Below are 19,380 nucleotides of genomic sequence, written 5' to 3' on the forward strand. Positions count from 1 at the left end.
GGGCCACAGGGGGACCCGCCCCCGAACGGGGATCCATGGGCCATGAAGAGCCGGCCTGCGTTCTGGCCTGGCCGTTTGGCCCTGCCGGAGCGCAGCGTAGGTGGGGCCAGACGGCCAGGGCAACACCGCTTCCGCCGCCGGCGGCCGATCGCCCAGCGCGCTGTGCGCGCCTGGCGGTGTTGTCGTGCCGCCGCCGGCGCTCGATCGGCACCTCGGCTTCCCGCAGCGAGTGGAAGATCGCCCGGTCGAGCAGCTTGTCCCGCAGCCTGCCGTCTAAGCTCTCGTGGTGTCACCGGTCGGCGGCAAGCCCCTGGTCGCCCGCTTCGACGGCAGACGTCTCTCTTCCGGGGGCGGCGTGCTGGCCCTGCGTGAGAGCGAGCGCCGCCTCGGCATCGCCGATCGCCTGGCCGCCCGCCTCGATGACCCGCGGCTGCCAGAGGCGGTGCGGCACAGCCACGCCGAGATCATCCGCTTCCGCCTGCTGGTGATCGCGCCCGGCTACGAGGACGGCAACGACGCCGACGCCGACGCCCAGCGGCCCTATCCCGCACGCACGCACAACCATCCCGCGAGCCACGCGTCAGTCCCAGGCCGCCCGTCCGCATGACCGTGCATGATCCGGGTTAGAAATCCCGCCTGATCGTCACGCGCCCAGCGCCGCCATCCGGGCGCGGCGTACCGCCAGCAGGTGCCGGCGCATCGCCTGCCGCGCGGCGGTGGCCGCGCCAGCCGCAATGGCCTCCGCGATGTGTGCGTGCTCACCGAGATTCTGCCGTCGGCGCAGCGGCGAGACCGCCAGCCGGGTGAGGCGGGAGGCGATGGGCGCCGCCTGATCCCGCCACAGATCGCCAACGATGCGCGACAGCACCGGATTGCCCGAGGCCTCGGCGATGGCTTGGTGGAAGTCCCGGTCTGCCAGGTCGCCGACGCAGCCCGCCACCGCCTCCGCCCGCATCCGGCCGAAGGCCTCGGCCACCTCCAGCCGTGCCGCTGCATCGGTGCTCCGGGCAGCGAGCGCCGCACATTCCGGCTCAACCAGCAACCGCGCCTCCAGCACGTCGAACGGGCCGGGCGCATCGTTGGACTCGTGCAGCGGCGGCGCAGCGGCGGCACGTACATAGACGCCGGAGCCGCCGCGTACCTCCACCAGCCCCTCGATCTCCAGCGCGATCAGGGCCTCCCGCAATGACGGCCGGCTGACATTCAACCGCGGCGCGAGGTCGCGCTCGGAGGGCAGGCGGCTGCCGGGCGGCAATTCGCCGGCGGCGATCATGGCGGCGATCTGCTCGGCGATGCGGCGGAACAGGCGGCGGGGTTCGAGGGGCTGGAACGGCATCCGGCTGGTATCCGGGCAGTTGACAGCTCTTGCAAGCCGCCCGCAGCATGAGGCAACCGGTCAGGCCACCTAGCCAAACATGGACCGGATGGGAAAGGGAAACTCCATGACAACCATGTCAGGAAGCGGTCGCCGCGCGGTGCTGCTCGGGGCTGCAGCGGCCTTGGGGCTGGCGCAACCCGCCCTTGTGCGGCCCGCCATGGCGCAGGCCGCGCCGTGGCCCTCCCGCCCCATCCGCTTCATCGTCCCCTTCGCGCCGGGCGGAGCCTCCGACACCACGGCGCGGCTGACCGGGCAGCACCTGTCGCAGCGGCTCGGCCAGCCGGTCGTGGTGGAGAACAAGGCCGGCGCCGCCTCCGTCATCGGCACGGCGGAGGCGGCGCGGGCGGCACCGGATGGCTACACCATCCTGCTGGCGCCACCGCCCTTCGTCATCACGCAATTCGCCTATCCGAACCTGCCCTATGACCCGGAGGCCGCCTTTCGCCCAGTGGTTCTGCTGGTCACCAGCCCTTCCCTGCTGTTCTCCCGCACCGGGTTGGCAACGGGCGGCTGGCCGGAAATCCTGCAGATGGCGAAGGCGCGGCCCGGGGTGCTGACCTATGGCAGCCCTGGCAATGGCAGCCTGCCGCATCTGGCGATGGAGTTGCTGAAACTGCGCACGGGCGTTGATATCCTGCATGTCCCCTATCGCGGCGGTGGCCCTGCCGCGGCAGACCTCGCCGGCGGGCGGATCGACCTGATGATCTCAAGCCCGCTCGACATGGCCGGCAACCTGGCCAGCGGCCGCGCCGTGCCGGTGGCCGCCGCCACCGCCCGCCGCGCCCGCGCCTTCCCCGACCTGCCGACTCTGGGGGAGCTGGGCGTGCCGGATTACGACAGCAGCGGCTGGTTCGGCGTGGTGATGCCTGCCGCCACGCCCGACGCCATCGCCACCCGCCTCAACACCGAATTCCAGGCGGTGCTGCGGGTGGAGGAGGTGGCGGCGCGGCTGCTGACCCTGGGCGTCGAGCCCGCTGGCGGCAGTGCCGCGGATTTCCAGGGCCACCTCACCGCCGAGCGCAACCGCTGGCGCGTCGCCGTGCCGGCCGCCGGGGTGACGGTTCAGTGAAGCCACCGAACATCCTTTGGGTCTGCACCGACCAGCAGCGCTGGGACACGATCCGTGCGCTGGGCAATGCGCATATCCGCACCCCGGCCATGGACAGCCTGGTGGCCTCCGGCACCGCTTTCACCCGCTGCTACACGCAGTCGCCCATCTGCACGCCGTCGCGCGCCAGCATGATGACCGGGCGCTACCCGGCGACGCATCAGGTGCAACGCAACGGCAACGCCTTCTGGCCGGCGCATGAGGTGCTGGTGACGAAGCGGCTCGCCGATGCCGGCTATGATTGCGGGCTGATCGGCAAGCTGCATCTCTCTGCCGCCAAGTATCACGAGAAGCGGGTCGATGACGGCTACCGCGTCTTTCACTGGAACCACCACCCGACGCCGGATGCGGCGCGCGGCGATGCCTATGAGCATTGGCTGCGGCACGAGAAGGGCGTCGATCCGCAGGCGCTGTATCGCGACAAGGGCGCCTTCTGCGGCCCCGGCGTACCGGCGGCGCTGCATCAATCGACCTGGTGCGCGGAAATGGCGATCCGCTTCATCACCGACCGTCGCGATGCGCCCTGGTGCCTGTCTCTGAACTTCTTCGACCCGCACGCCCCTTTCGACGCGCCGCCGGAAGCCCTGGCCAAGGTCGATGCCGCCAGCCTGCCCCTGCCGCTGTGGCGCGACAGCGATGGCGAACGCTGGGTCGACTTCCAGAATGTGGACCAGCAGCAGGTCCGCCCGCAGGACCCGCGCATCCGCCACGCCGAACAGCCGCCGCCCCCGGCCGAGCGCGACCACGACAAGGTCGCGAGCCATGTGCCGGAGGGCTATGACGCGCTCCAGGTGAAGGCGAACTACTATGCCATGATCGAGCATCTGGACGCGCAGCTCGGCCGCATCCTGGCGGCCCTGCGCGACAGCGGCCAGGAACAGGACACCATCGTGCTGTTCCATTCCGACCATGGCGAGATGCTGGGCGACCATGGCCTTGTGTTGAAGGGCTGCCGCTTCTTCGAGGGCCTGGTCCATGTGCCGATGATCTGGTCCTGGCCCGGCCGGGTGACGCCCGGCCTGGTCAGCGACGCGCTGGTCGAGCTGGTGGACATCACGCCGACATTGCTGGAGGCGGCCGGCATCGTGATCCCCTGGACGGTGCAGGGAAAATCGCTGCTGCCGATCCTGGAAGGCCGCGCCGACCCAAGCCGCCACAAGTCGCATGTGGTCTGCGAATTCCACGACGCCATCGGCGCCGGGCGCGATCACAGCCATGGCACCATGGTCTTCGACGGGCGCCATAAATCCGTGATCTATCACGGCCATCCCATGGGTGAGATCTTCGACCACGACCGCGACCCTGGCGAGTTCGACAATCTGTGGCACGATGTGGCGCTGCGGGCGGAGCGGTTGCAATTCCACCTCGACGCCATGGCCGCCACCACCAGCGCGGGTCCACCGCGCAGCGCCAATTATTGAAGGGAGTTCCGCCATGATCGCTCGCAGGCTTCTGACGCTGCTGGGTGCCGGATTGCTCGCCGCGCCCTTCATCGCCCCGCCCGCCCAGGCCGCCTGGCCGGAGCGGCCCGTGACCGTGGTGGTGCCCTATCCGCCCGGCGGCAACAACGACATCCTGGCGCGGCTGCTGGCCCCCGTGGTGGAACGGCAGATCGGCCAGCCGCTGGTCATCGACAATCGCGGCGGCGGTGGCGGCACCATCGGCGCCGGCATCGCCTCCCGCGCCGCGGCGGATGGCTATACCGTGCTCTTCGCCGATATCGGCATCCTGGCCATCGCGCCGCATCTCTTCGCGCGCCTGCCCTTCGACCCGGACAGCTTCGCGCCGATCATCCGCCTGACGGAGGTCTCGCTGCTGGTCGGTGTGCCGCGGCAGTCGCCTCACCAGAACCTCTCCAGCCTGCTGGCGGCAGCCCGCGCGCGGCCGAATGCGCTGACCTTCGCGACGCCGGGCAATGGCACGGCGGGCCACCTGGCGACGCAGATGCTGATGTCGCTGGCGAATGTGCAGATGACGCATGTGCCCTATCGCGGCAGCGCCCCGGCGCAGGTCGACCTGATCGGCGGCAATGTCGACCTGCTGGTCGACGGCACGCTGCTGCCTGCCGTGACCCAGGGCCAGGTGCGGGCGTTGGCCGTCACCGGCCCCAGCCGGTCCCCCTTCACGCCGGACCTGCCGACGGTGGCGGAGGCGGGGGTGGCCACCTACAACTTCCTCTCCTGGCACGGGGTGGTGGCGCCACGCGGCACGCCGGCCGAGGCGATCACGCGCCTCAACGCCGCCTACAACACCGCCGTTGCCGATCCCGGGGTGCTGGAACGCGCCCGCCAGCTCGGCCTGCCGCTGAAGGGCGGCTCGGCGCAGGACTTCGTCGCCTTCATCGCGGCGGAACGCGCCAAGCTGGGGCCGGTGGTGCAGGCCAGCGGAGCGCGGGTGGAGTGAGCGAGGCCATGAAGCGCCCGAACATCATGCTGGTCACGGTGGACCAGTGGCCGGCCTCCCTGATGGGTTACGCCGGCCATCCCACCGTGCTGACACCGACGCTGGACCAGCTGGCGCGCAATGGCGTGTGTTTCCCGAACACCTATTCCGAATGCCCGATCTGCATTCCGGCGCGGCGCACCATGATGACGGGCAATACCGCGCGCATCCATGGCGACCGCAGCTTCGATCCGGTGGCGCGGATGCCGGACAGCCCGACCCTGGCCGCGACGCTCGGCGCCGCCGGCTACCAGACGACGGCAGTCGGCAAGCTGCATGTCTATCCGCCGCGCGACCGCATCGGCTTCGACGATGTCCATCTGGCGGAGGAAGGCCGGCCGCATCTCGGCGGCTATGACGACTACGACCTGTACCTGGCCGACCAGGGCTTTCCGGGCCAGGGCTTCAACCATGGCATGAACAACAACGACTATCTCTGGCGGCCCTTCCACCTGCCGGAGCCTTGCCATGTGACCAACTGGACCACCTGGAAGATGTGCCGCGAGATCAAGCGGCGCGACCCGACGCGGCCCGGCTTCTGGCACCTGTCCTACACCGCGCCGCATCCGCCGCTGGCACCGCTTCAGGCCTATCTCGACATCTATCGCGATGCCGAGCCGCCGGTGCCGCCCATCGCCGATTGGGCCAGGGACGAGGCCGCCCTGCCCTACGCGCTGCGCTCCATCACCGACTACTGGGCGCATGTGAAGCCGCACCATCTGCGCGGCATCCAGCGCGCCTTCATGGCGCTCTGCACCCATATCGACCACCAATTCCGCCTGGTGCTCGGCACGCTGCGGGAGGAGGGGCTGCTGGACAATACGGTGGTGCTGTTCACCGCCGATCATGGCGACATGCTGGGCACGCATGGCCTCTGGGCCAAGCGCATCTTCTACGAGGACAGCGCCCGGGTGCCGACCATCCTGCTCGGCCCGGCAGGCGATGCCCGCACCAGGCCGGGCAGCGTGGATCGCCGGCTGGTGCAGTTGGCAGATGTGATGCCGACCCTGCTGGACTTTGCCGGCGTCACCTCCGCCGCGCCGATGGAGGGGCTTTCGATGATCGGCGAGGCGAAGCGGAAGGTGCTGACGGCGGCCTGCCGCGACGATGCCTCTGCCACCCGCATGGCGACCGATGGGCGGCACAAGCTGATCTGGTACCCCAACGGCAACATGATCCAGCTTTTCGACCTGCAGGAGGACCCGCAGGAGATGCAGGACCGCGCCGGCGAACTGGCGCTGGCCGAGGTGCGGGCGAAGCTGGAGGCGGCGCTGGTGGCGGATGCCTGGGGCGTCGATACCGGCTGGATCCGCGACGGCAAGCTGGTCGGCACCCCGGCCAGGCCGTTCCAGGGCCAGACCAATCGGGGCCTGTCCGGCCAGCGCGGCTTCCACTTCCCGCCGCCGCCGCAGGCCGGGGCGGATGTCGTGGTGGGAACACCCGGGGGCTAGGTGCGTGGAGGCCCCGCCGAAAGCCTGCTGCCTGCCGATAGCGGGTCGCTCATCGGGACTACCGTCTGGGCCGGCCCCGGCGCTGCCGGTGGCGGGCGGCGGCGACCTGGCCATGACGGTGGCCATCCCGGGCGGCACGGTCACCGTCGGCACTGACGCGCCCGTCTTCCGTGCGGATGGCGAAGGGCCGGCGCGGCGCGTTACCCTGCGCCCCTTCCGGATCGACGTGCATGCCGTCAGCAACCGCCGCTTCGCCGCCTTTGTCGGCGCCACTGGCTACCAGACGGAAGCCGAGCGGTACGGCTGGTCCTATGTCTTCCACAGCTTCCTGGCACCGGGGGTGCAGGCGCCCAGCCCGGAAGGGACGCCCTGGTGGCGCCAGGTACAGGGGGCCTACTGGGCTGCGCCGGAAGGGCCGGGCTCCTCCATCGCCGACCGGCTGGACCACCCGGCCACCCATATCGCCTGGAACGATGCCAACGCCTTCGCCGCCTGGGCTGGCGGCCGCCTGCCGAGCGAGGCCGAGTGGGAACATGCGGCGAAGGGAGGCGATGATGCCGCACGCTTCCCCTGGGGTGCGACGGAACCGGATGACGGCAACGCGCTGTGCAACATCTGGCAGGGGCACTTTCCGACCCAGAACACCCTGTCCGACGGCTTCCTCGGCACCGCCCCCGTGGATGCCTATCGGCCGAACGGCCATGGGCTGTTCAACACCTGTGGAAACGTTTGGGAATGGTGCGCCGACCCCTTCCGCATTCGCTCCATCTCGGCCGCGGCGAAGCAGCGCAATCAGGCTGCGGCAGCGGAGCGGGAGCGGGTGATGAAAGGTGGCTCCTACCTGTGCCACATCAGCTACTGCTACCGATATCGCATCGCCGCGCGCTCTGGCCGCAGCCCGGATACCTCGGCGGGGCATACCGGGTTCCGCCTTGCGCATGACCCGTAGCGGCCTTCAGCGAACTGCCCGCATCGAGAACATGTGCCGCTTCGCTGGTCATGGAAACCTGGAACGCAAGCGCCTCATCTGACGCGAACGTCCCGCCTGTTCTGGTTTGCCGCTCTATCGAGTTGGCCGCGCTCGATCCTTGCAGCACCAGCGCGGTGTCTGGCCAAGGAATTCGCCCGGCCAGAGGCTTGGAACCAGGTTGCGTGGACAAATCTGATTCATGGACGGATGGAGGACAGCACGGCGAAGTCGAGGAAGCTGTCGGCAGTCTGAACGTAGCAGGTGGCGACGCGGCGGCTGTTCTTGAGGCGGTTGATGAAGCACTCGATGTGCAGCGCAGCGCGTGGAGGGGGCGGCTGACGCAGTGCAGGACACGGCGGTTCCGCCTGGTCGGGTTCTCCGGCGCGGCGCCGCGGCCGCGCAGGTCCTGCCGGATCGGCTCGCTGTCGTCGTCCTTGTTGGCGAGCATGATGCCGGGGTCGCCGTCGCGCGCCTCCATCAGCGCATCGTCTTTCGAGCAGTCGGCTTCCTGCCCGGCGGTCACGTGCAGGGCGATGGGCAGGCCGTGCGCGTTGCCGTGGATGTGGAGCTTGCTCGTGAAGCCGCCTCGCGCGCGGCCCAGACCCGCTTGAGGCGTCCCCGCCTTCCGCCGGCGGCGCAGTGGTGCGCCCGGATGCCGGTGCTGTCGATCATCTGCAGGAATCGGGAGGAGGTCGGCGCCGCCGCCATCGGCCAAGGCTTCCAGCGTCACGTCCCACAGGCCGGATGCGGTCCAGCGCCGGAACTGGCGCAGCACCAAGTTCCAGTTGCCGAGTTCGGCCGGCAGGTCACGCCACGGCGCGCCGGTGCGCGCGATCCTGAAGATGACGTCCAGCACGCGCCTGTGGTCGCGGGCAGGCCGGCGGCCGAGCGGGCTGGCAGACACCACCAGGTTCGAAGCAGGACCACGCCTCGTCCGCCAGCAGACCACGATTCAACGCCGATCTCCATGCCAGAGACCAGCCTGGAATCACGCGCGCCTCCGGCTGGAAATCCCTGGTTCACCAGCTTGTCCACGCCGCCGAGCCGGCCATTAGTGTGGCGCCTGCAGTTGCCATCGTCCCACCGGAAAGGGCCAGCACCGGGGGCCCGACGGGCGCGCACCAGACGACCAGTGCCAAAGCCGGCGTGCCATTGTGGACGAACAGGCTGACGATCTCGAGCAGGATGGTGCGAAACGCTCCAATCATGGGGCCTCCGTCGGCTGCGCGGCTGAAGCGGCCATCGCCAGGTCCGAGGTCGAGCATCTGGTCACCCTCGCACCCGCCAGGCGCGCTTTTTTTCAGAGCCTGGGAATAAACCGGCGTTCTCGGCATCTCACTTCCAAGCCGTATCGCCCGAGTTCGGGTCGATGCCTGACAGGAGCGCCCGCGTGACCCAGACCCCCACCCCTCCCACGTCCCGGCGCGATGCGTTGACACTGGCCACGGGCCTGGTCGCCGCTTTGGGAACCATGGCCGCCGCGCCCGCCCGGGGGCAGCCCGCGCCCGCCGCACAGCCGACACACGGCCATGCCTCAGCCGCCGCGGGATCCATGGGCGACGGCGTCTGGATCTGCTGCGAGGACAGCAACACGCTTGTGGTCATCGACCCGGTGCGCCTCGTGGTGCAGACCAGCGTCAATCTCACCTCCTTCGATGAGGATCGCCGCCCTCCGTTCCGCTTCGTGACCGGCGGCTTCATGCCGACGCATGGCGCCATGGTGCAGAAGCCGCTTTATCACGGCGCCATCTCGATCCACGGCGCGGTGCCAAACCCGGATTCCACACTGGTCGCCACCACCGGGCGCGGCACCAGCAACCTCTACCTCATCGATACAGCGACGCGACGCATCATCGGCAACCGGCCCAATCCTCAGGCCTCCGCGCAGACCAACCCCGACCGCCTGACCAGCGGCGTCTTCGTGGGTCGCGAGCCCCACGAGCCGACCTTCACCCGCAACGGGCGGGAACTGTGGGTGACCGTGCGCGGCGAGGACCGCATCGCGGTGCTCGACGTCCAGAAGGCACGGGAGGAAAGTGCCGGCGGTCCTCCCGGGCACGCCATCCGGGGCTTCGTCGACACCATGCCCGGCCCGGCGCATGCCTGGTTCTCGGCCGATGGCAGCCGCGCCGTGGTCATCAGCCAGAAAGCCTCCCTGATCGACCTGCTGGACGTCACCTACGATGCGTCGGGCTTCAGCACGGCGCGGCGCAGCGCACGGCTCGATGTCAACGCGCAGGACCGCTTCGGATTCAGCCCCTTCCTGAAGCTCAGCCCGGATGGGCGCGAATTCTGGATCAGCCACAAGCTGGCGGACTCGCTCTCCGTGCTCCCGGCCGATGGCCGGGCCATCGCGGAGACCATCCCGCTCGGGGCTCTGGCGCGGCCCAACCACGTGGAATTCGTCGAGAATGCCCAAGGCCGCGCGGTCTATGCCAGCCTCGGCCGGATCGACGACGGCGCGGGGCCGGGCGGCGGCGCATCGTCCAAGCTCGCCATCATCGACCGCTCGGCACCGCTCGGGCAACGCCGGGTCGTGGGCGAGATCGCGACCGGCGGGCGGGAAGCGCACGGGCTGTGGCTCGATCCCGCCGGCACCCGGCTGTTCGTCGTGCATGAGCAGGATGAGCTGCCGGGCACGCCTGGCGCCGGGCAGACGCTGTGCACGGTGCTCGATGTGACGGATCCCTTCCGGCCGCGCTTCGTCGACCGGGTGATGCTTGGTGATCTGGCGTTGCCATCGGGCGGGCTGCGGAACAAGAAGGGCATCAACCTCGTCTTCATCCGTCCCGGCGCCAGGAGCGTCACGGCATGACCGATACGGCGCATGCGCATCATCATCATGGGCCGATCGGCGGTGCCCAGTCATGGGCTGATGCGGCCGACCCATTCGCGCGAGCGATGTCCGCGGCCATGGAGCGTATGATGGTGGACATGCATGCCGCGCCACCCACCGGTGATCCGGATCAGGATTTCCTCGCCATGATGGCGCCCCACCATGAAGGCGCGATCGAAATGGCGCGGCTGCTGCTGCTGCACGGCCGGGATCCGCTGACGCGCCGGCTGGCAGAGGAGATCATGGCAGGGCAGACCGTCGAAGTCGCGGCGATGCAGGCCCGCCTCGCGGCACTGCGCCGCCCGGGCGACGAATTCCCGGCCCTGGGCGGCACGCGCGGGAGCGCCCCTGCGCGATGATGGCCGGCGGCGAGCGCGCAATGGCGGCCTTGATCGAGCCGCATATCCCGGCCCTCCGCCGCTTCGCCTGGGCGCTGTTGCGCGATCGCACGGCCGCCGATGACCTGGTGCAGGATTGCCTGGAGCACGCGATTTCAAGCTGGCAGTTCCGCCGCCACGAAACCGATGCGAAAGCCTGGCTGTTCGCGATCCTGCACAATCTGTTTCGGATGGGGCGGCGCAGCGCCTCCCGCCGCGGCCATGTGCTGCCGCTGGACGAGCAGGGCGATGAGGGTTTCCAGATTGCCGATCCAACCGCCGATCACGTGGCCGAGCATCGCCTGGTCTGGCGCGATGCGCTGATCGCCCTCGAAGCGCTGCCCGAGGATCAGCGCATTGTCCTGTTGCTGGTCGGCGTCGAGGATTTTTCCTACGATGTCGCGGCAAAGCTCACCGGCGTGCCGGTCGGGACCGTGATGTCGCGGCTGGCACGCGGGCGCGAAAGATTGCGCCGCCTGATCGCCGGCGACAGCCGCGCCGACCTCGCCAAACCCCCGTTGCGGAGAGTGAAGTGACAGTGAACGGCGGCCCCCTGCCGGTAGGCGAGGATGACCTGCAGGGCTGGGTCGATGGCCGTCTGGGCCAGCAGCGACAGGCGCTTGTGGAAGCCTGGTTCGCCGAAAACCCGGAGACTGCCGCGCGGTTCCGGGCGATGGCGGCACAGCGCCACGCGCTGCGTGCCGCACTGGGCGAAGGGCAGGCGGAACCGGTTCCGGCGCGGCTGCGCGTCGCCCACCTGCTGGCGGCGCGGCGCCAGGCCCGGCTGCACGGCATCCGCCGGGTCGCCGCCGTGGCGGCGTGGTTGGTGATCGGCGGCGGGCTGGGCTGGGTTGGGCATGGGCTGCTGGTGCCGCAGGGCGCCACGGTCACCGCGACGCGGCCGATGGTGGCTGAAGCGCTGTCGGCGCATCGTGTCTTCGCCGCCGACGCGCTGCGTCCCGTCGAGGTCGCGGCGGCGCAGGAGGCGCAGCTGGTGGGCTGGCTGTCGCACCGCCTCGGCCGGCCGTTGGAGGCGCCCGATCTGGCGCCGCTCGGCTATCGCCTGCTGGGCGGGCGACTGCTGCCGGGTGCAGCGGGCGATCCGGCGGCCCAGCTCATGTATGCCGGCCCCGGCGCCGAGCGCGTGACAGTCTATCTCCGCGCCGACCGGGCCGGCGGCGCGGGCACCGAGTTCCGTGTCGCCGAGGTTCCGGCGCAGGGCATCACCGCCTTCTGGTGGGTGGATCGGGGCTTCGGCTTCGCGGTTGCCGCCGAGGGGCTGGAGCGGGTCGCGCTGCAGCGTGTGGCCGAGAGTGTGCATCGGCAGGTGGCCCAGTCCCAGGCGTTGTGACCGGCGCGGCCTGCGTCACCAGAATCAACGAAACCGCTTGCTCCCACGGAGGCTGTCCCATGTCGCGAGGCTCGTCCTCTCGCCGTCGGGCCGGGCCTGGGCGGTGCGGGCCGAGACCGTCCTGCCGCCCTTCGGCAACCGCGCGCGCCAGCTGGAGGCGGTAGGAACCGCGCGCGCAACTCTCTGTGGGCGGAAACAACAGGCGGAGCCATCTGCTGTCCCATGCACCTCGTTGCCGAACGCGGCAATCGGCTCCTGGTCCTGCTGCAGCGGAAGGCGTCTTCAAGCGCCCTCCGCTGCCAGCTCGCCTGCTACTCCCGCGACGGCTCGATTCTGCGGGATGCGGTTCGGATCGGCGTGCCGGGCGACGTCGTCTCGAGTAGCGAGCCGTCACCGCCGATCAGCGCCATCTGCAGCCAATCAGTCGCCGCGGGCACCCAGACCGTCGTGAAGTCTTCACCGCTTCCCACGGCAACCGGCACCATCCCGACGCGTGGGCGCTGCGCAAGCTGCGGATCGAGATGGGTGAGCGTCGTGTCCTCGCCACTGCCGGTAACGACCACGCGGCCGCCACCGACGATGTTGCCGAGCGGTCCCGGCCCGTAGTCGATGGTACTGTTCTCGCCGCTTTCGACGATGCGCGGGTAGTAGGGCTGCGCCGCCGCCAGGGCCGGCAATAGCCCGAACCCGATGGCGGCCAGCGCAAGACGCGAGCTGCGACGCATTCCGGCGCGCCAAGAAACGTCCTTGTGCGCGGCGACTCGGCAGATGATGTCGTGCATGACGACCTCCTCGTTGGTGATGCAAGGAGAATGGTCGCAACGCGCGACTCATTGATGTCAGATGCGCGCTGCTGCGTTACCGCCGCAACACCAAGCCGGGTGAGCAGGATGGCGGTACGGCGTTGCTTCGGCTGAAGGCGAGCGCGTTCGGGCGGCGGCCGCAGCTGCGTCAGGCCGGAAGGGTCGGCCGCGCCAGGCATCGGCGCAGCGCCGTCGCCAGCTCGTCGGAAGCGAGCGGCCAGCCGATGCAGTCAAAGCCGCTGACGGGCGTCGTGGCCGCGAGAATGATGGGCAGGGCAGGCGCCACACGGCGAACCTTCCGGGCGATTTCCGCACTCCCCTCCGGCAGCAATGCAGCGTCAAAGCGTCGCGGCACCGCATGCAATGCGGCGAGCGCCGAGGTGACAGCACGGAAGCCATGCGGCTCATAGCCGAGGACGGCGAGCAGCTCCTCCTCGCGATGCAGCCGGTCATCGTCGTAGAGAACCAGCACGGCCTCGCCTTCGCCGCGCGGCATCTCGCGACGCATGGCCTCCGCCGCGACGGCACGCGGCAGCCACACTTCAAAACAGCTTCCCTGCCCCGGGGTACTACGCACCGCCATGCCCCCTCCGTGCGCGAGCACGATCTCTCCCGCCGTCGCAAGGCCGAGACCGTGGCCGGCCCGGCGCGTGGTGAAGAAGGGCTCGAAGATGCGGCCGAGTGTGGTGGCGTCCATGCCCGGCCCCGTGTCGCTGACGCGGATGATGAGGTAGTGATCGGGCCGCAGCTCGCCCAGCCGGAGCGCGCGCTTTTCGTGAAGGGCGCGCCGCTCGACCTCGATCACCACCTCGCCAGGTCCCTCCATGGCCTGGGCCGCGTTGCGGCAGAGATTCACAATCACCTGCTGGATCCGCGTCGCATCGCCCGAAACCATGACGCTTTCCGACGGGAGTCCAACCGTCAACCGCACATCAGGCGGAAGCATGACGCGCAGCAGCGCCTCCGTCTCGGCAAGCAGGGCTTCAACCTCCACCTCGCCCTGTGGCGTTGGCTGCCGCCCGCCGAATGCGAGGATGTCCGACGCCAGGTCGCGGGCGCGTTCCGCGGCACGGCGGATATCCGCGAGCCGAGCGCCGGAGGACCCCGCCTGCGCCATTTCGGTGAAGCCCAGAATGGCGCCGATGATATTGTTGAAGTTATGGGCGATGCCGCTGGCGAAAGTGCCGAGCATCTCCATCTGGCGTGACCGCGCATCCTGCGCGGCCAGGCGCGAGCGCTCCGCCTCCAGACGGCTGCGCGTGATGAGATTGAGGACGGCATCGAGCGCGAGGCCCAGCGAGCCCAGCTCCTGCTCCGACGGCAGGCGGCTGGGGCGGGTCAGGTCGCAGCCAAGCAGGACGGCGACCCCGTCCTCCGTCCGGCGCACCGCCGCCATCCAGGCATGCAGGCCACCGGGGATGTCGCGCAGATCCGGGTGTCCGGGCGGCAGGCGGATCGTCCCTTGCGGCGAAGGTGGATGGCGGTTGGCCAGTGCAAGCACGGCCTCCGGCCAGCCTTCCGGCGGCGTGGCGCCATCGGTCGTCCAGACATGCGCGGCGGGGACATGCGCCGAACCTGCCTGGCCGGCGGTCGCCAGGTAGGCACGCTGTGCGCCGAGGCGTTGGGCGATCTCCTCCAACGCATGGCTGACGCCCGCCTCCGCCTCGCTCAGGCCGGTGCCAATCAGCCGGGCCGAGAGGCGGGCCAGCATATGCTCGAAGGCAGCGTGGCGCCGCATCGCGAGCGCCCGGGCGCTTAGCCGCATGCCCAGCAGCAGCAAGCCGCCGAGCAGCAGCACCGCGCTGGCATAGAGCAGCAGCCGGTAGCGACGTGCGGCGGCCTCCGCCGCCTCGCGCCGGACCTCGACCTCGGCGGCGATCGCTTCACGGACCGGCGCGCTCGCATGGGATTGGAGGTCGCGGAGCAACCCGTCCACGCGCGGCAGCAGGTCCTGAAGCAGCGCGCCATGCGCAAGCAGGGCAGCGGCCGGGCCACGCTCACTCTCCGGAACCGCCTGCAGTTGCAGATCGGCAAGGCCTCGTCGCACCTCGTCCAGCACCAGAGCCGAGGTGTCGAGCGTCAGGTGCAGGATCGCCGAGCCGAGACGGCCAGCCTCCGCGACTGGCACGCCGCCCCCGGGCGGGGCGGAGAGGCGGACGGTCAGGCGGCCAACCTGCGCCAGGGAGTTCCGCAGCAGCGCATTGTCGCTCTTGCTGGCCTCGACCAGCCTTTCCTGTCGCAGGCGCCAGGCCTCCAGCCGGTCCGCCTGCTCCGGCGTCGTGAACGCGCGCAGCCGCGCGACGGCGGCTTCGACCTGGCGCCCCGCGCGCACCAGCGGGTCATAGTCGCGCAGCAATCCGGCGCGGGCGGAGAGCAGGTCGCGCCGGATCATGGCCTCGGCCAACTCCACCTCGTCCAGCAACTGCATCGCCGTGTCGAAAGGCCGCTGGTCCACGGCGAGGCCGCGCAGCAGCAGCCAGGTGAGAAGGAGCAGCGCGGCCGCCACGCCGGCGGCGATGCCGGCCTTCATGGCGGCGGGGCAAGCGGGATGCCGCGGTAGTTTCCCGTCAGCGTGCGCAGGAAGGCGACGATCAACGCGACCTGCCCGCCGTCCAGCACGAGATTCAGCTGAGCGAGCCCCATGCCGCGTACCGCTCCCTCCAGCGTGGCCGCGCTGCCGTCGTGGAAATAGGGCGCGGTCACAGCGACGTTGCGCAGGCTTGGCACGCGCAGAACCTCCGGCTCCGGCCTTGCAAGCGCGTGAAAAATCCCGTGCCGCTGGAACAGGTTGCCACCGACATTCACCCCCTGGTGGCAGGCCACGCAGCCGATGCCGCGGAACAGCGCGTAGCCTTCCTGTTCCTCCTGCGTGATCGCGTCGGCCTCGCCGGCGAGCCACCGATCGAAGCGGCTGCCAGGGGTGAGGAGGCTTCGCTGGAAGGTGGCAAGCGCATCCAGCAGGGCGTCCCTGTCGGGTGGGCGGCCATAGGCACCGCGGAAGGCGGCGACCAGGGACGGATCTTGCCCCAGGCGCGCCAGCACCGTCTCGGGGCTTGACCCCATGATGGCGGGGTTGCGCAGCAGGGCTTCGGCCTTTTCTTCCAAGCTGCGCGCACCACCCTGCCAACCGAGCCGGAAATTGAGCGCGGCGTTGAAGACGGTGGCCGTGTTCAGCGGCAAACGTCCTCCATCCAGCCCGATGTCGCGCCAGTTCCGGGTGGCGCCATTGGTTCGCAGATCGTGGCAGGACGCGCAGGAGCGAGAGCCGTCACCCGACAGGCGCGTATCGGCGAACAGGCGCTCACCCAGCGCACGCCGGCGCTCATCCACCGCCAGGGGGCGCAGGATGCCGATCGGATGCTGCCAGTCCAGCGCAGCCGTGACATGGGGCGGGGGCTGAACCGTCCTCTTCTCCATCGGGTTCCACAGGAAAGCCGCGGCGGCCAGCGCCAGGAGCGGAATCGCCACCCGCCACCACCTGGCGCCGCCGACCCTGCCAGCCGCACCACGCATCAGATTCGTTCGACGGTGACGTCGAACACATAGCCGATGCCGCGCTCGGTGCGGATCATGCTGGGCGCGCGGTCGGCGTCAAGCTTGCGCCGCAGCCGCAGCACCTGCACGTCGATGCTGCGATCGAAGACGTCCTCATGCATGCGCGTCGCCTGCAGCAGATTCTCGCGCGAAAGGGGCCGCCGGGGCGCGTCGAGGAAGGCCGAGAGCAGCGCGAATTCACCCTTCGTGAGGCGCACCTCCGCTCCGTCCGGGGCGGTCAGGCGCCTGATGCGGCGGTCCAGGACCCAGCCCTCGAAACGGTGCCGAACCGCCTCGCGGCGCGGGCCGGGGTTCACCGCCTGGCGGCGCAGCACCGCGCGAATGCGCGCCAGCAATTCGCGCGGGCTGAAGGGCTTTGTGACGTAGTCGTCGGCGCCCAGTTCCAGGCCGATGACGCGGTCCACCTCCTCCCGCCGCTCGCCGGTGATGATGATCACCGGAAGATCGGAACGGGCGCGGATGTCGCGCAGAAGGTCCAGCCCGCTCTGCGCGCCAAGGCGCAGGTCCAGCAGGATCATCGCCAGATCATCCCGCGCGAGTTGACGCTCGACGTCCTGGCGTTCGACGACGCCCGTCGCGCGGAGACCGTTGTCGAGCAGGAAATCCACGACCATGCGGCGCATGTCGGGGTCGTCGTCCACGACGAGAACCCGGGGCGACCAGGGCGGTGATCCGGAGCTGGCGGGCTGGTCCTGGAAGGTCGGCAACATCGTCAGTGTTCCCAGCGGGCTCTGCGGTGATCGGCACCGGTGACGGAAGGGACCGCGCCGGCGGAGGAGGCACGCCTGCCTATCGCATCGAACGGCTGCGCCACCGGGAGGCGTCGCGCAGGCCAGCGGGGCACACGCGGCCGGCCGTCAGCGCCGGGCGGCGCTGACGGTCCCGGGGTCGGTTGCGCCGTCAGAGAGCGGCGCGCGATGCCTGCCGCGCCGCGTCTTCGATCACGCCCGCCACCACCTTCGGCTGCGTCATGAAGACCGCGTGGCTCGCCGGGACCTCGGTGACCTTGGCGCCGATGCGGCTCGCCATGTGGCGCAGCATGCGCTGGTCGAAGGCCTTGTCGTCGGTTGCGATCACGGCCCAGCTCGGGAGGCCGCGCCAGGCTGCCTGGGTCAGCTTCGTGCCGAAGGCGGACATGGCGATCGGCACCTGGGAGTCGCGCATGAAGGCCGCCTCGGCGTCACTGGTGTCGGCGGCGAAGCCGGCCTTGAAGTTCTCGGACTTGATGAAGCCGAAGCCGTCGCCCGCGACATCGAGGACGAATTCAGGCGGCGTGACGAAGCCTTCATACTGCTGGGCCGTGGTTTCCCCGGCATCGGGCGAGAGGGCCGAGACATAGACGAGGCCCGCCACCTTCGGATGCACGCCCGCCTCGGTGATGACCGTGCCGCCCCAGCTGTGGCCGACGAGGATGGTGGGCCCATCCTGCCGGTCGAGGATGCGGCGCGTGGCGGCGACGTCGTCGGCCAGAGAGGTGAGCGGGTTCTGGACGATGCTGACGCGATAGCCACGGGACGTCAGCTCGTCATAGACGCCGCGCCAGCCGGAGCCATCGGCGAAGGCGCCATGCACGAGCACGACGTTGCGGACCGGCCGCGCGCCGGCCCCCTGGGTGGCGGGCTGCGCCTGGGCGGCGCCGGCGATGGTGGCCGCGGCGGCGGAGGCGAAGAGGTCGCGACGGGTGGCAGGCATGGGTAATGCTCCTGTGCGAGAGTTGGAAGGCAGGCGGGCTGTCTTCAACAGCGGTCGGGAAGATCACGCTCCAGCGGCCCGAAATCCCTGTCGCGCCGCCAAAGGAATCCGAATCTTTCGAGCGGTCCGGGCGGAAGCGCCGGGACCCTCGCCCCGGCGCGGCTCGGCCGAGGCTCAGCCCCGCACGAAGGCCAGCAGGTCGCGGTTGAGCACCTCGGCGTTCACCGTCAGCATGCCGTGCGAGAAGCCGGGATAGGTCTTCAGCGCGCCGTTCTTCAGCAGCGTGACCGCAAGCCGCGCCGAGTTGTCGATCGGCACGATCTGGTCGTCCTCGCCATGCATCACCAGCGTCGGCACCGTGATGGCCTTCAGGTCCTCGTCTGGTCGGTCTCCGAGAACGCCTTGATGCCATCGTAATGCGCCTTGGCGCTGCCCATCATGCCCTGGCGCCACCAGTTCTGGATCACGCCCTCATGCACCGTGGCATCGGGACGGTTGAAGCCGTAGAACGGCCCCGCCGGCACATCGCGGAAGAACTGCGCGCGATTGGCGGCCAGCGCCTTGCGGAAGCCGTCGAACACCTCCAGCGGCAGGCCGCCAGGATAGGCGGCGGTCTTCAGCATGATCGGCGGCACCGCCGAGACCAGCACCGCCTTCGCGACGCGTCCGGCCGGCTGGCCGTGCTTCGCCACATAGCGGGCGACTTCGCCGCCGCCCGTGGAGTGGCCGATATGGACCGCGTTGCGAAGGTCGAGATGCTCGGCCACGGCGAAGGCATCCGCCGCATAGTGGTCCATGTCGTGGCCGTCCGAGACCTGGGCCGAGCGGCCATGGCCGCGCCGGTCATGCGCGACCACGCGATAGCCGTTCTGCACGAAGAACAGCAGCTGCGCGTCCCAGTCGTCGGAGGAGAGCGGCCAGCCGTGGTGGAACATGATGGGCTGGGCGTCGCGCGGGCCCCAGTCCTTGTAGAAGATCTCGACGCCGTCGCGGGTCGACACGGTGGGCATGGTGGATGGTCCTTCCGGGGTTGTGTTCGTGTTGGTCTGGGCGCCTGCCATGCGCGGCAGGCTGCCGAGAGCTAGCATCGCGGCCGCACCCAGTTCGATGACCTGGCGGCGTCTCGGCGCCGGGCCCGTGGTGGAATTCTTCGTGAGGGCACGGGTGGGAGCCGTGTCGGCACCGGCGACGGTGTCGCGACGTCTGGTTGGCATGGCGAGGTTCCCTTCTGCGGGAGGGCGAAAGCCGGGCGTTGATCGCCCTCGCAGGATCCCGCGCTGCCGCCCCGGCGTCCTTGTCGTGCCGCCAAAAAGATCCAAATTTTGCGGGGCGCCGAAGGCCCGTCCGTGGCGGGGCGCGCCTCGCCACTTCGCCCGCCGGGTGGGCTGGGTCGGCCACGGCCATCGGCTATAGTCCT

20 protein-coding genes and 1 pseudogene are annotated in these 19,380 nt (G+C 70.1%); 10 read left to right on the forward strand and 11 right to left on the reverse strand.

All coding sequences use genetic code 11. From position 1 onward, the window contains the following. Positions 1-120: 120 nt before the first annotated feature. A pseudogene (locus tag HEQ75_RS28190) lies at positions 121-283 on the reverse strand (integrase core domain-containing protein); the annotation flags it as partial. Between HEQ75_RS28190 and HEQ75_RS09495 the strand changes: the two are divergent. Beyond that, positions 284-607 (forward strand): transposase, encoded by a 324-nt coding sequence (locus tag HEQ75_RS09495; protein ID WP_407925891.1) that lies wholly within the window; start codon positions 284-286, stop codon positions 605-607. Between the two features lie 36 nt (positions 608-643). Here the strand turns inward: HEQ75_RS09495 and HEQ75_RS09500 are convergent, their stop codons facing one another. Beyond that, positions 644-1,336 carry a FadR/GntR family transcriptional regulator gene (locus HEQ75_RS09500; protein ID WP_168029661.1) on the reverse strand — a complete coding sequence of 231 codons (693 nt, stop codon included), beginning with the start codon at positions 1,334-1,336 and terminating at the stop codon, positions 644-646. 115 nt (positions 1,337-1,451) lie between these two features. On the opposite strand from HEQ75_RS09500, the gene HEQ75_RS09505 reads away from it, so the two are divergent. From HEQ75_RS09505 to HEQ75_RS09525, 5 genes are all read left to right on the forward strand, one after another. Continuing rightward, a complete protein-coding gene (locus HEQ75_RS09505; RefSeq protein ID WP_168029663.1) occupies positions 1,452-2,447 on the forward strand; it encodes a Bug family tripartite tricarboxylate transporter substrate binding protein in 996 nt (331 codons plus the stop codon). Then, positions 2,444-3,907 (forward strand): sulfatase family protein, encoded by a 1,464-nt coding sequence (locus HEQ75_RS09510; protein ID WP_209318453.1) that lies wholly within the window; start codon positions 2,444-2,446, stop codon positions 3,905-3,907. The genes HEQ75_RS09505 and HEQ75_RS09510 overlap by 4 nt, the downstream gene beginning before the upstream one ends. A gap of 13 nt (positions 3,908-3,920) precedes the next feature. Continuing rightward, complete coding sequence (locus HEQ75_RS09515) at positions 3,921-4,889, forward strand: Bug family tripartite tricarboxylate transporter substrate binding protein (RefSeq protein ID WP_168029665.1); 969 nt, start codon at positions 3,921-3,923, stop codon at positions 4,887-4,889. 8 nt (positions 4,890-4,897) lie between these two features. Beyond that, positions 4,898-6,379, forward strand: a complete 1,482-nt coding sequence (locus tag HEQ75_RS09520) for a sulfatase-like hydrolase/transferase (protein ID WP_168029667.1) — start codon at positions 4,898-4,900, stop codon at positions 6,377-6,379. A 112-nt stretch (positions 6,380-6,491) separates the two neighbouring features. Then, a complete protein-coding gene (locus HEQ75_RS09525; protein WP_209318454.1) occupies positions 6,492-7,328 on the forward strand; it encodes a formylglycine-generating enzyme family protein in 837 nt (278 codons plus the stop codon). Here the strand turns inward: HEQ75_RS09525 and HEQ75_RS09530 are convergent. Together HEQ75_RS09530 and HEQ75_RS09535 are read right to left on the reverse strand one after the other, a co-directional pair. Beyond that, positions 7,231-8,205 carry a transposase gene (locus HEQ75_RS09530; RefSeq protein WP_328733496.1) on the reverse strand — a complete coding sequence of 325 codons (975 nt, stop codon included), beginning with the start codon at positions 8,203-8,205 and terminating at the stop codon, positions 7,231-7,233. The genes HEQ75_RS09525 and HEQ75_RS09530 overlap by 98 nt on opposite strands. A 163-nt stretch (positions 8,206-8,368) precedes the next feature. After that, complete coding sequence (locus HEQ75_RS09535) at positions 8,369-8,614, reverse strand: hypothetical protein (protein ID WP_168029671.1); 246 nt, start codon at positions 8,612-8,614, stop codon at positions 8,369-8,371. Positions 8,615-8,739: 125 nt separating this feature from the next. Between HEQ75_RS09535 and HEQ75_RS09540 the strand changes: the two genes are divergently transcribed. The 4 genes from HEQ75_RS09540 to HEQ75_RS09555 are packed head-to-tail and all read left to right on the forward strand — an operon-like array spanning position 8,740 to position 11,913. Beyond that, positions 8,740-10,164 carry a YncE family protein gene (locus HEQ75_RS09540; protein ID WP_209318455.1) on the forward strand — a complete coding sequence of 475 codons (1,425 nt, stop codon included), beginning with the start codon at positions 8,740-8,742 and terminating at the stop codon, positions 10,162-10,164. Then, complete coding sequence (locus HEQ75_RS09545; RefSeq protein ID WP_168029675.1) at positions 10,161-10,544, forward strand: DUF305 domain-containing protein; 384 nt, start codon at positions 10,161-10,163, stop codon at positions 10,542-10,544. The genes HEQ75_RS09540 and HEQ75_RS09545 overlap by 4 nt, the downstream gene beginning before the upstream one ends. After that, positions 10,541-11,098: an RNA polymerase sigma factor gene (locus HEQ75_RS09550; RefSeq protein ID WP_235961448.1), complete on the forward strand. Its 558-nt coding sequence runs from the start codon at positions 10,541-10,543 to the stop codon at positions 11,096-11,098. Before HEQ75_RS09545 ends, HEQ75_RS09550 begins: the two co-directional genes overlap by 4 nt. 2 nt (positions 11,099-11,100) lie before the next feature. Next, positions 11,101-11,913, forward strand: coding sequence for an anti-sigma factor family protein (locus tag HEQ75_RS09555; RefSeq protein ID WP_168029677.1), 813 nt, complete (start codon positions 11,101-11,103; stop codon positions 11,911-11,913). 311 nt (positions 11,914-12,224) lie between these two features. Here the strand turns inward: HEQ75_RS09555 and HEQ75_RS09560 are convergent, their stop codons facing one another. From HEQ75_RS09560 to HEQ75_RS09585, 7 genes are all read right to left on the reverse strand, one after another. Beyond that, positions 12,225-12,695 (reverse strand): hypothetical protein, encoded by a 471-nt coding sequence (locus HEQ75_RS09560; RefSeq protein ID WP_168029679.1) that lies wholly within the window; start codon positions 12,693-12,695, stop codon positions 12,225-12,227. Between the two features lie 169 nt (positions 12,696-12,864). Next, positions 12,865-15,246, reverse strand: a complete 2,382-nt coding sequence (locus tag HEQ75_RS09565) for a two-component system VirA-like sensor kinase (protein ID WP_168029681.1) — start codon at positions 15,244-15,246, stop codon at positions 12,865-12,867. Continuing rightward, positions 15,243-16,184 (reverse strand): cytochrome-c peroxidase, encoded by a 942-nt coding sequence (locus HEQ75_RS09570; RefSeq protein ID WP_209318456.1) that lies wholly within the window; start codon positions 16,182-16,184, stop codon positions 15,243-15,245. Before HEQ75_RS09570 ends, HEQ75_RS09565 begins: the two co-directional genes overlap by 4 nt. A gap of 44 nt (positions 16,185-16,228) precedes the next feature. After that, positions 16,229-16,981: a response regulator gene (locus HEQ75_RS09575; protein ID WP_168029685.1), complete on the reverse strand. Its 753-nt coding sequence runs from the start codon at positions 16,979-16,981 to the stop codon at positions 16,229-16,231. 190 nt (positions 16,982-17,171) lie between these two features. Continuing rightward, positions 17,172-17,963, reverse strand: a complete 792-nt coding sequence (locus HEQ75_RS09580; RefSeq protein WP_168029687.1) for an alpha/beta fold hydrolase — start codon at positions 17,961-17,963, stop codon at positions 17,172-17,174. A gap of 174 nt (positions 17,964-18,137) precedes the next feature. Then, entirely contained in the window at positions 18,138-18,320 is a 183-nt protein-coding gene (locus HEQ75_RS29225; RefSeq protein WP_456237386.1) for an alpha/beta hydrolase, read from the reverse strand. A gap of 11 nt (positions 18,321-18,331) precedes the next feature. Beyond that, positions 18,332-18,973 carry an alpha/beta fold hydrolase gene (locus HEQ75_RS09585; RefSeq protein ID WP_456237387.1) on the reverse strand — a complete coding sequence of 214 codons (642 nt, stop codon included), beginning with the start codon at positions 18,971-18,973 and terminating at the stop codon, positions 18,332-18,334. Positions 18,974-19,380 lie beyond the last annotated feature (407 nt).

It is taken from the genome of Falsiroseomonas selenitidurans (assembly GCF_012103215.1).
Classification (GTDB): domain Bacteria; phylum Pseudomonadota; class Alphaproteobacteria; order Acetobacterales; family Acetobacteraceae; genus Falsiroseomonas; species Falsiroseomonas selenitidurans.

Bases quoted from the DNA above. Each gene is read 5' to 3' on its own strand.
- HEQ75_RS09500 (WP_168029661.1), bottom strand. From the start codon at position 1,336: ATGCCGTTCCAGCCCCTCGAACCCCGCCGCCTGTTCCGCCGCATCGCC.
- HEQ75_RS09505 (WP_168029663.1), top strand. From the start codon at position 1,452: ATGTCAGGAAGCGGTCGCCGCGCGGTGCTGCTCGGGGCTGCAGCGGCC.
- HEQ75_RS09515 (WP_168029665.1), top strand. From the start codon at position 3,921: ATGATCGCTCGCAGGCTTCTGACGCTGCTGGGTGCCGGATTGCTCGCC.
- HEQ75_RS09520 (WP_168029667.1), top strand. From the start codon at position 4,898: ATGAAGCGCCCGAACATCATGCTGGTCACGGTGGACCAGTGGCCGGCC.
- HEQ75_RS09525 (WP_209318454.1), top strand. From the start codon at position 6,492: ATGACGGTGGCCATCCCGGGCGGCACGGTCACCGTCGGCACTGACGCG.
- HEQ75_RS09535 (WP_168029671.1), bottom strand. From the start codon at position 8,614: ATGCTCGACCTCGGACCTGGCGATGGCCGCTTCAGCCGCGCAGCCGAC.
- HEQ75_RS09545 (WP_168029675.1), top strand. From the start codon at position 10,161: ATGACCGATACGGCGCATGCGCATCATCATCATGGGCCGATCGGCGGT.
- HEQ75_RS09550 (WP_235961448.1), top strand. From the start codon at position 10,541: ATGATGGCCGGCGGCGAGCGCGCAATGGCGGCCTTGATCGAGCCGCAT.
- HEQ75_RS09560 (WP_168029679.1), bottom strand. From the start codon at position 12,695: ATGCACGACATCATCTGCCGAGTCGCCGCGCACAAGGACGTTTCTTGG.
- HEQ75_RS09565 (WP_168029681.1), bottom strand. From the start codon at position 15,246: ATGAAGGCCGGCATCGCCGCCGGCGTGGCGGCCGCGCTGCTCCTTCTC.
- HEQ75_RS09575 (WP_168029685.1), bottom strand. From the start codon at position 16,981: ATGTTGCCGACCTTCCAGGACCAGCCCGCCAGCTCCGGATCACCGCCC.
- HEQ75_RS09580 (WP_168029687.1), bottom strand. From the start codon at position 17,963: ATGCCTGCCACCCGTCGCGACCTCTTCGCCTCCGCCGCCGCGGCCACC.
- HEQ75_RS09585 (WP_456237387.1), bottom strand. From the start codon at position 18,973: ATGCCCACCGTGTCGACCCGCGACGGCGTCGAGATCTTCTACAAGGAC.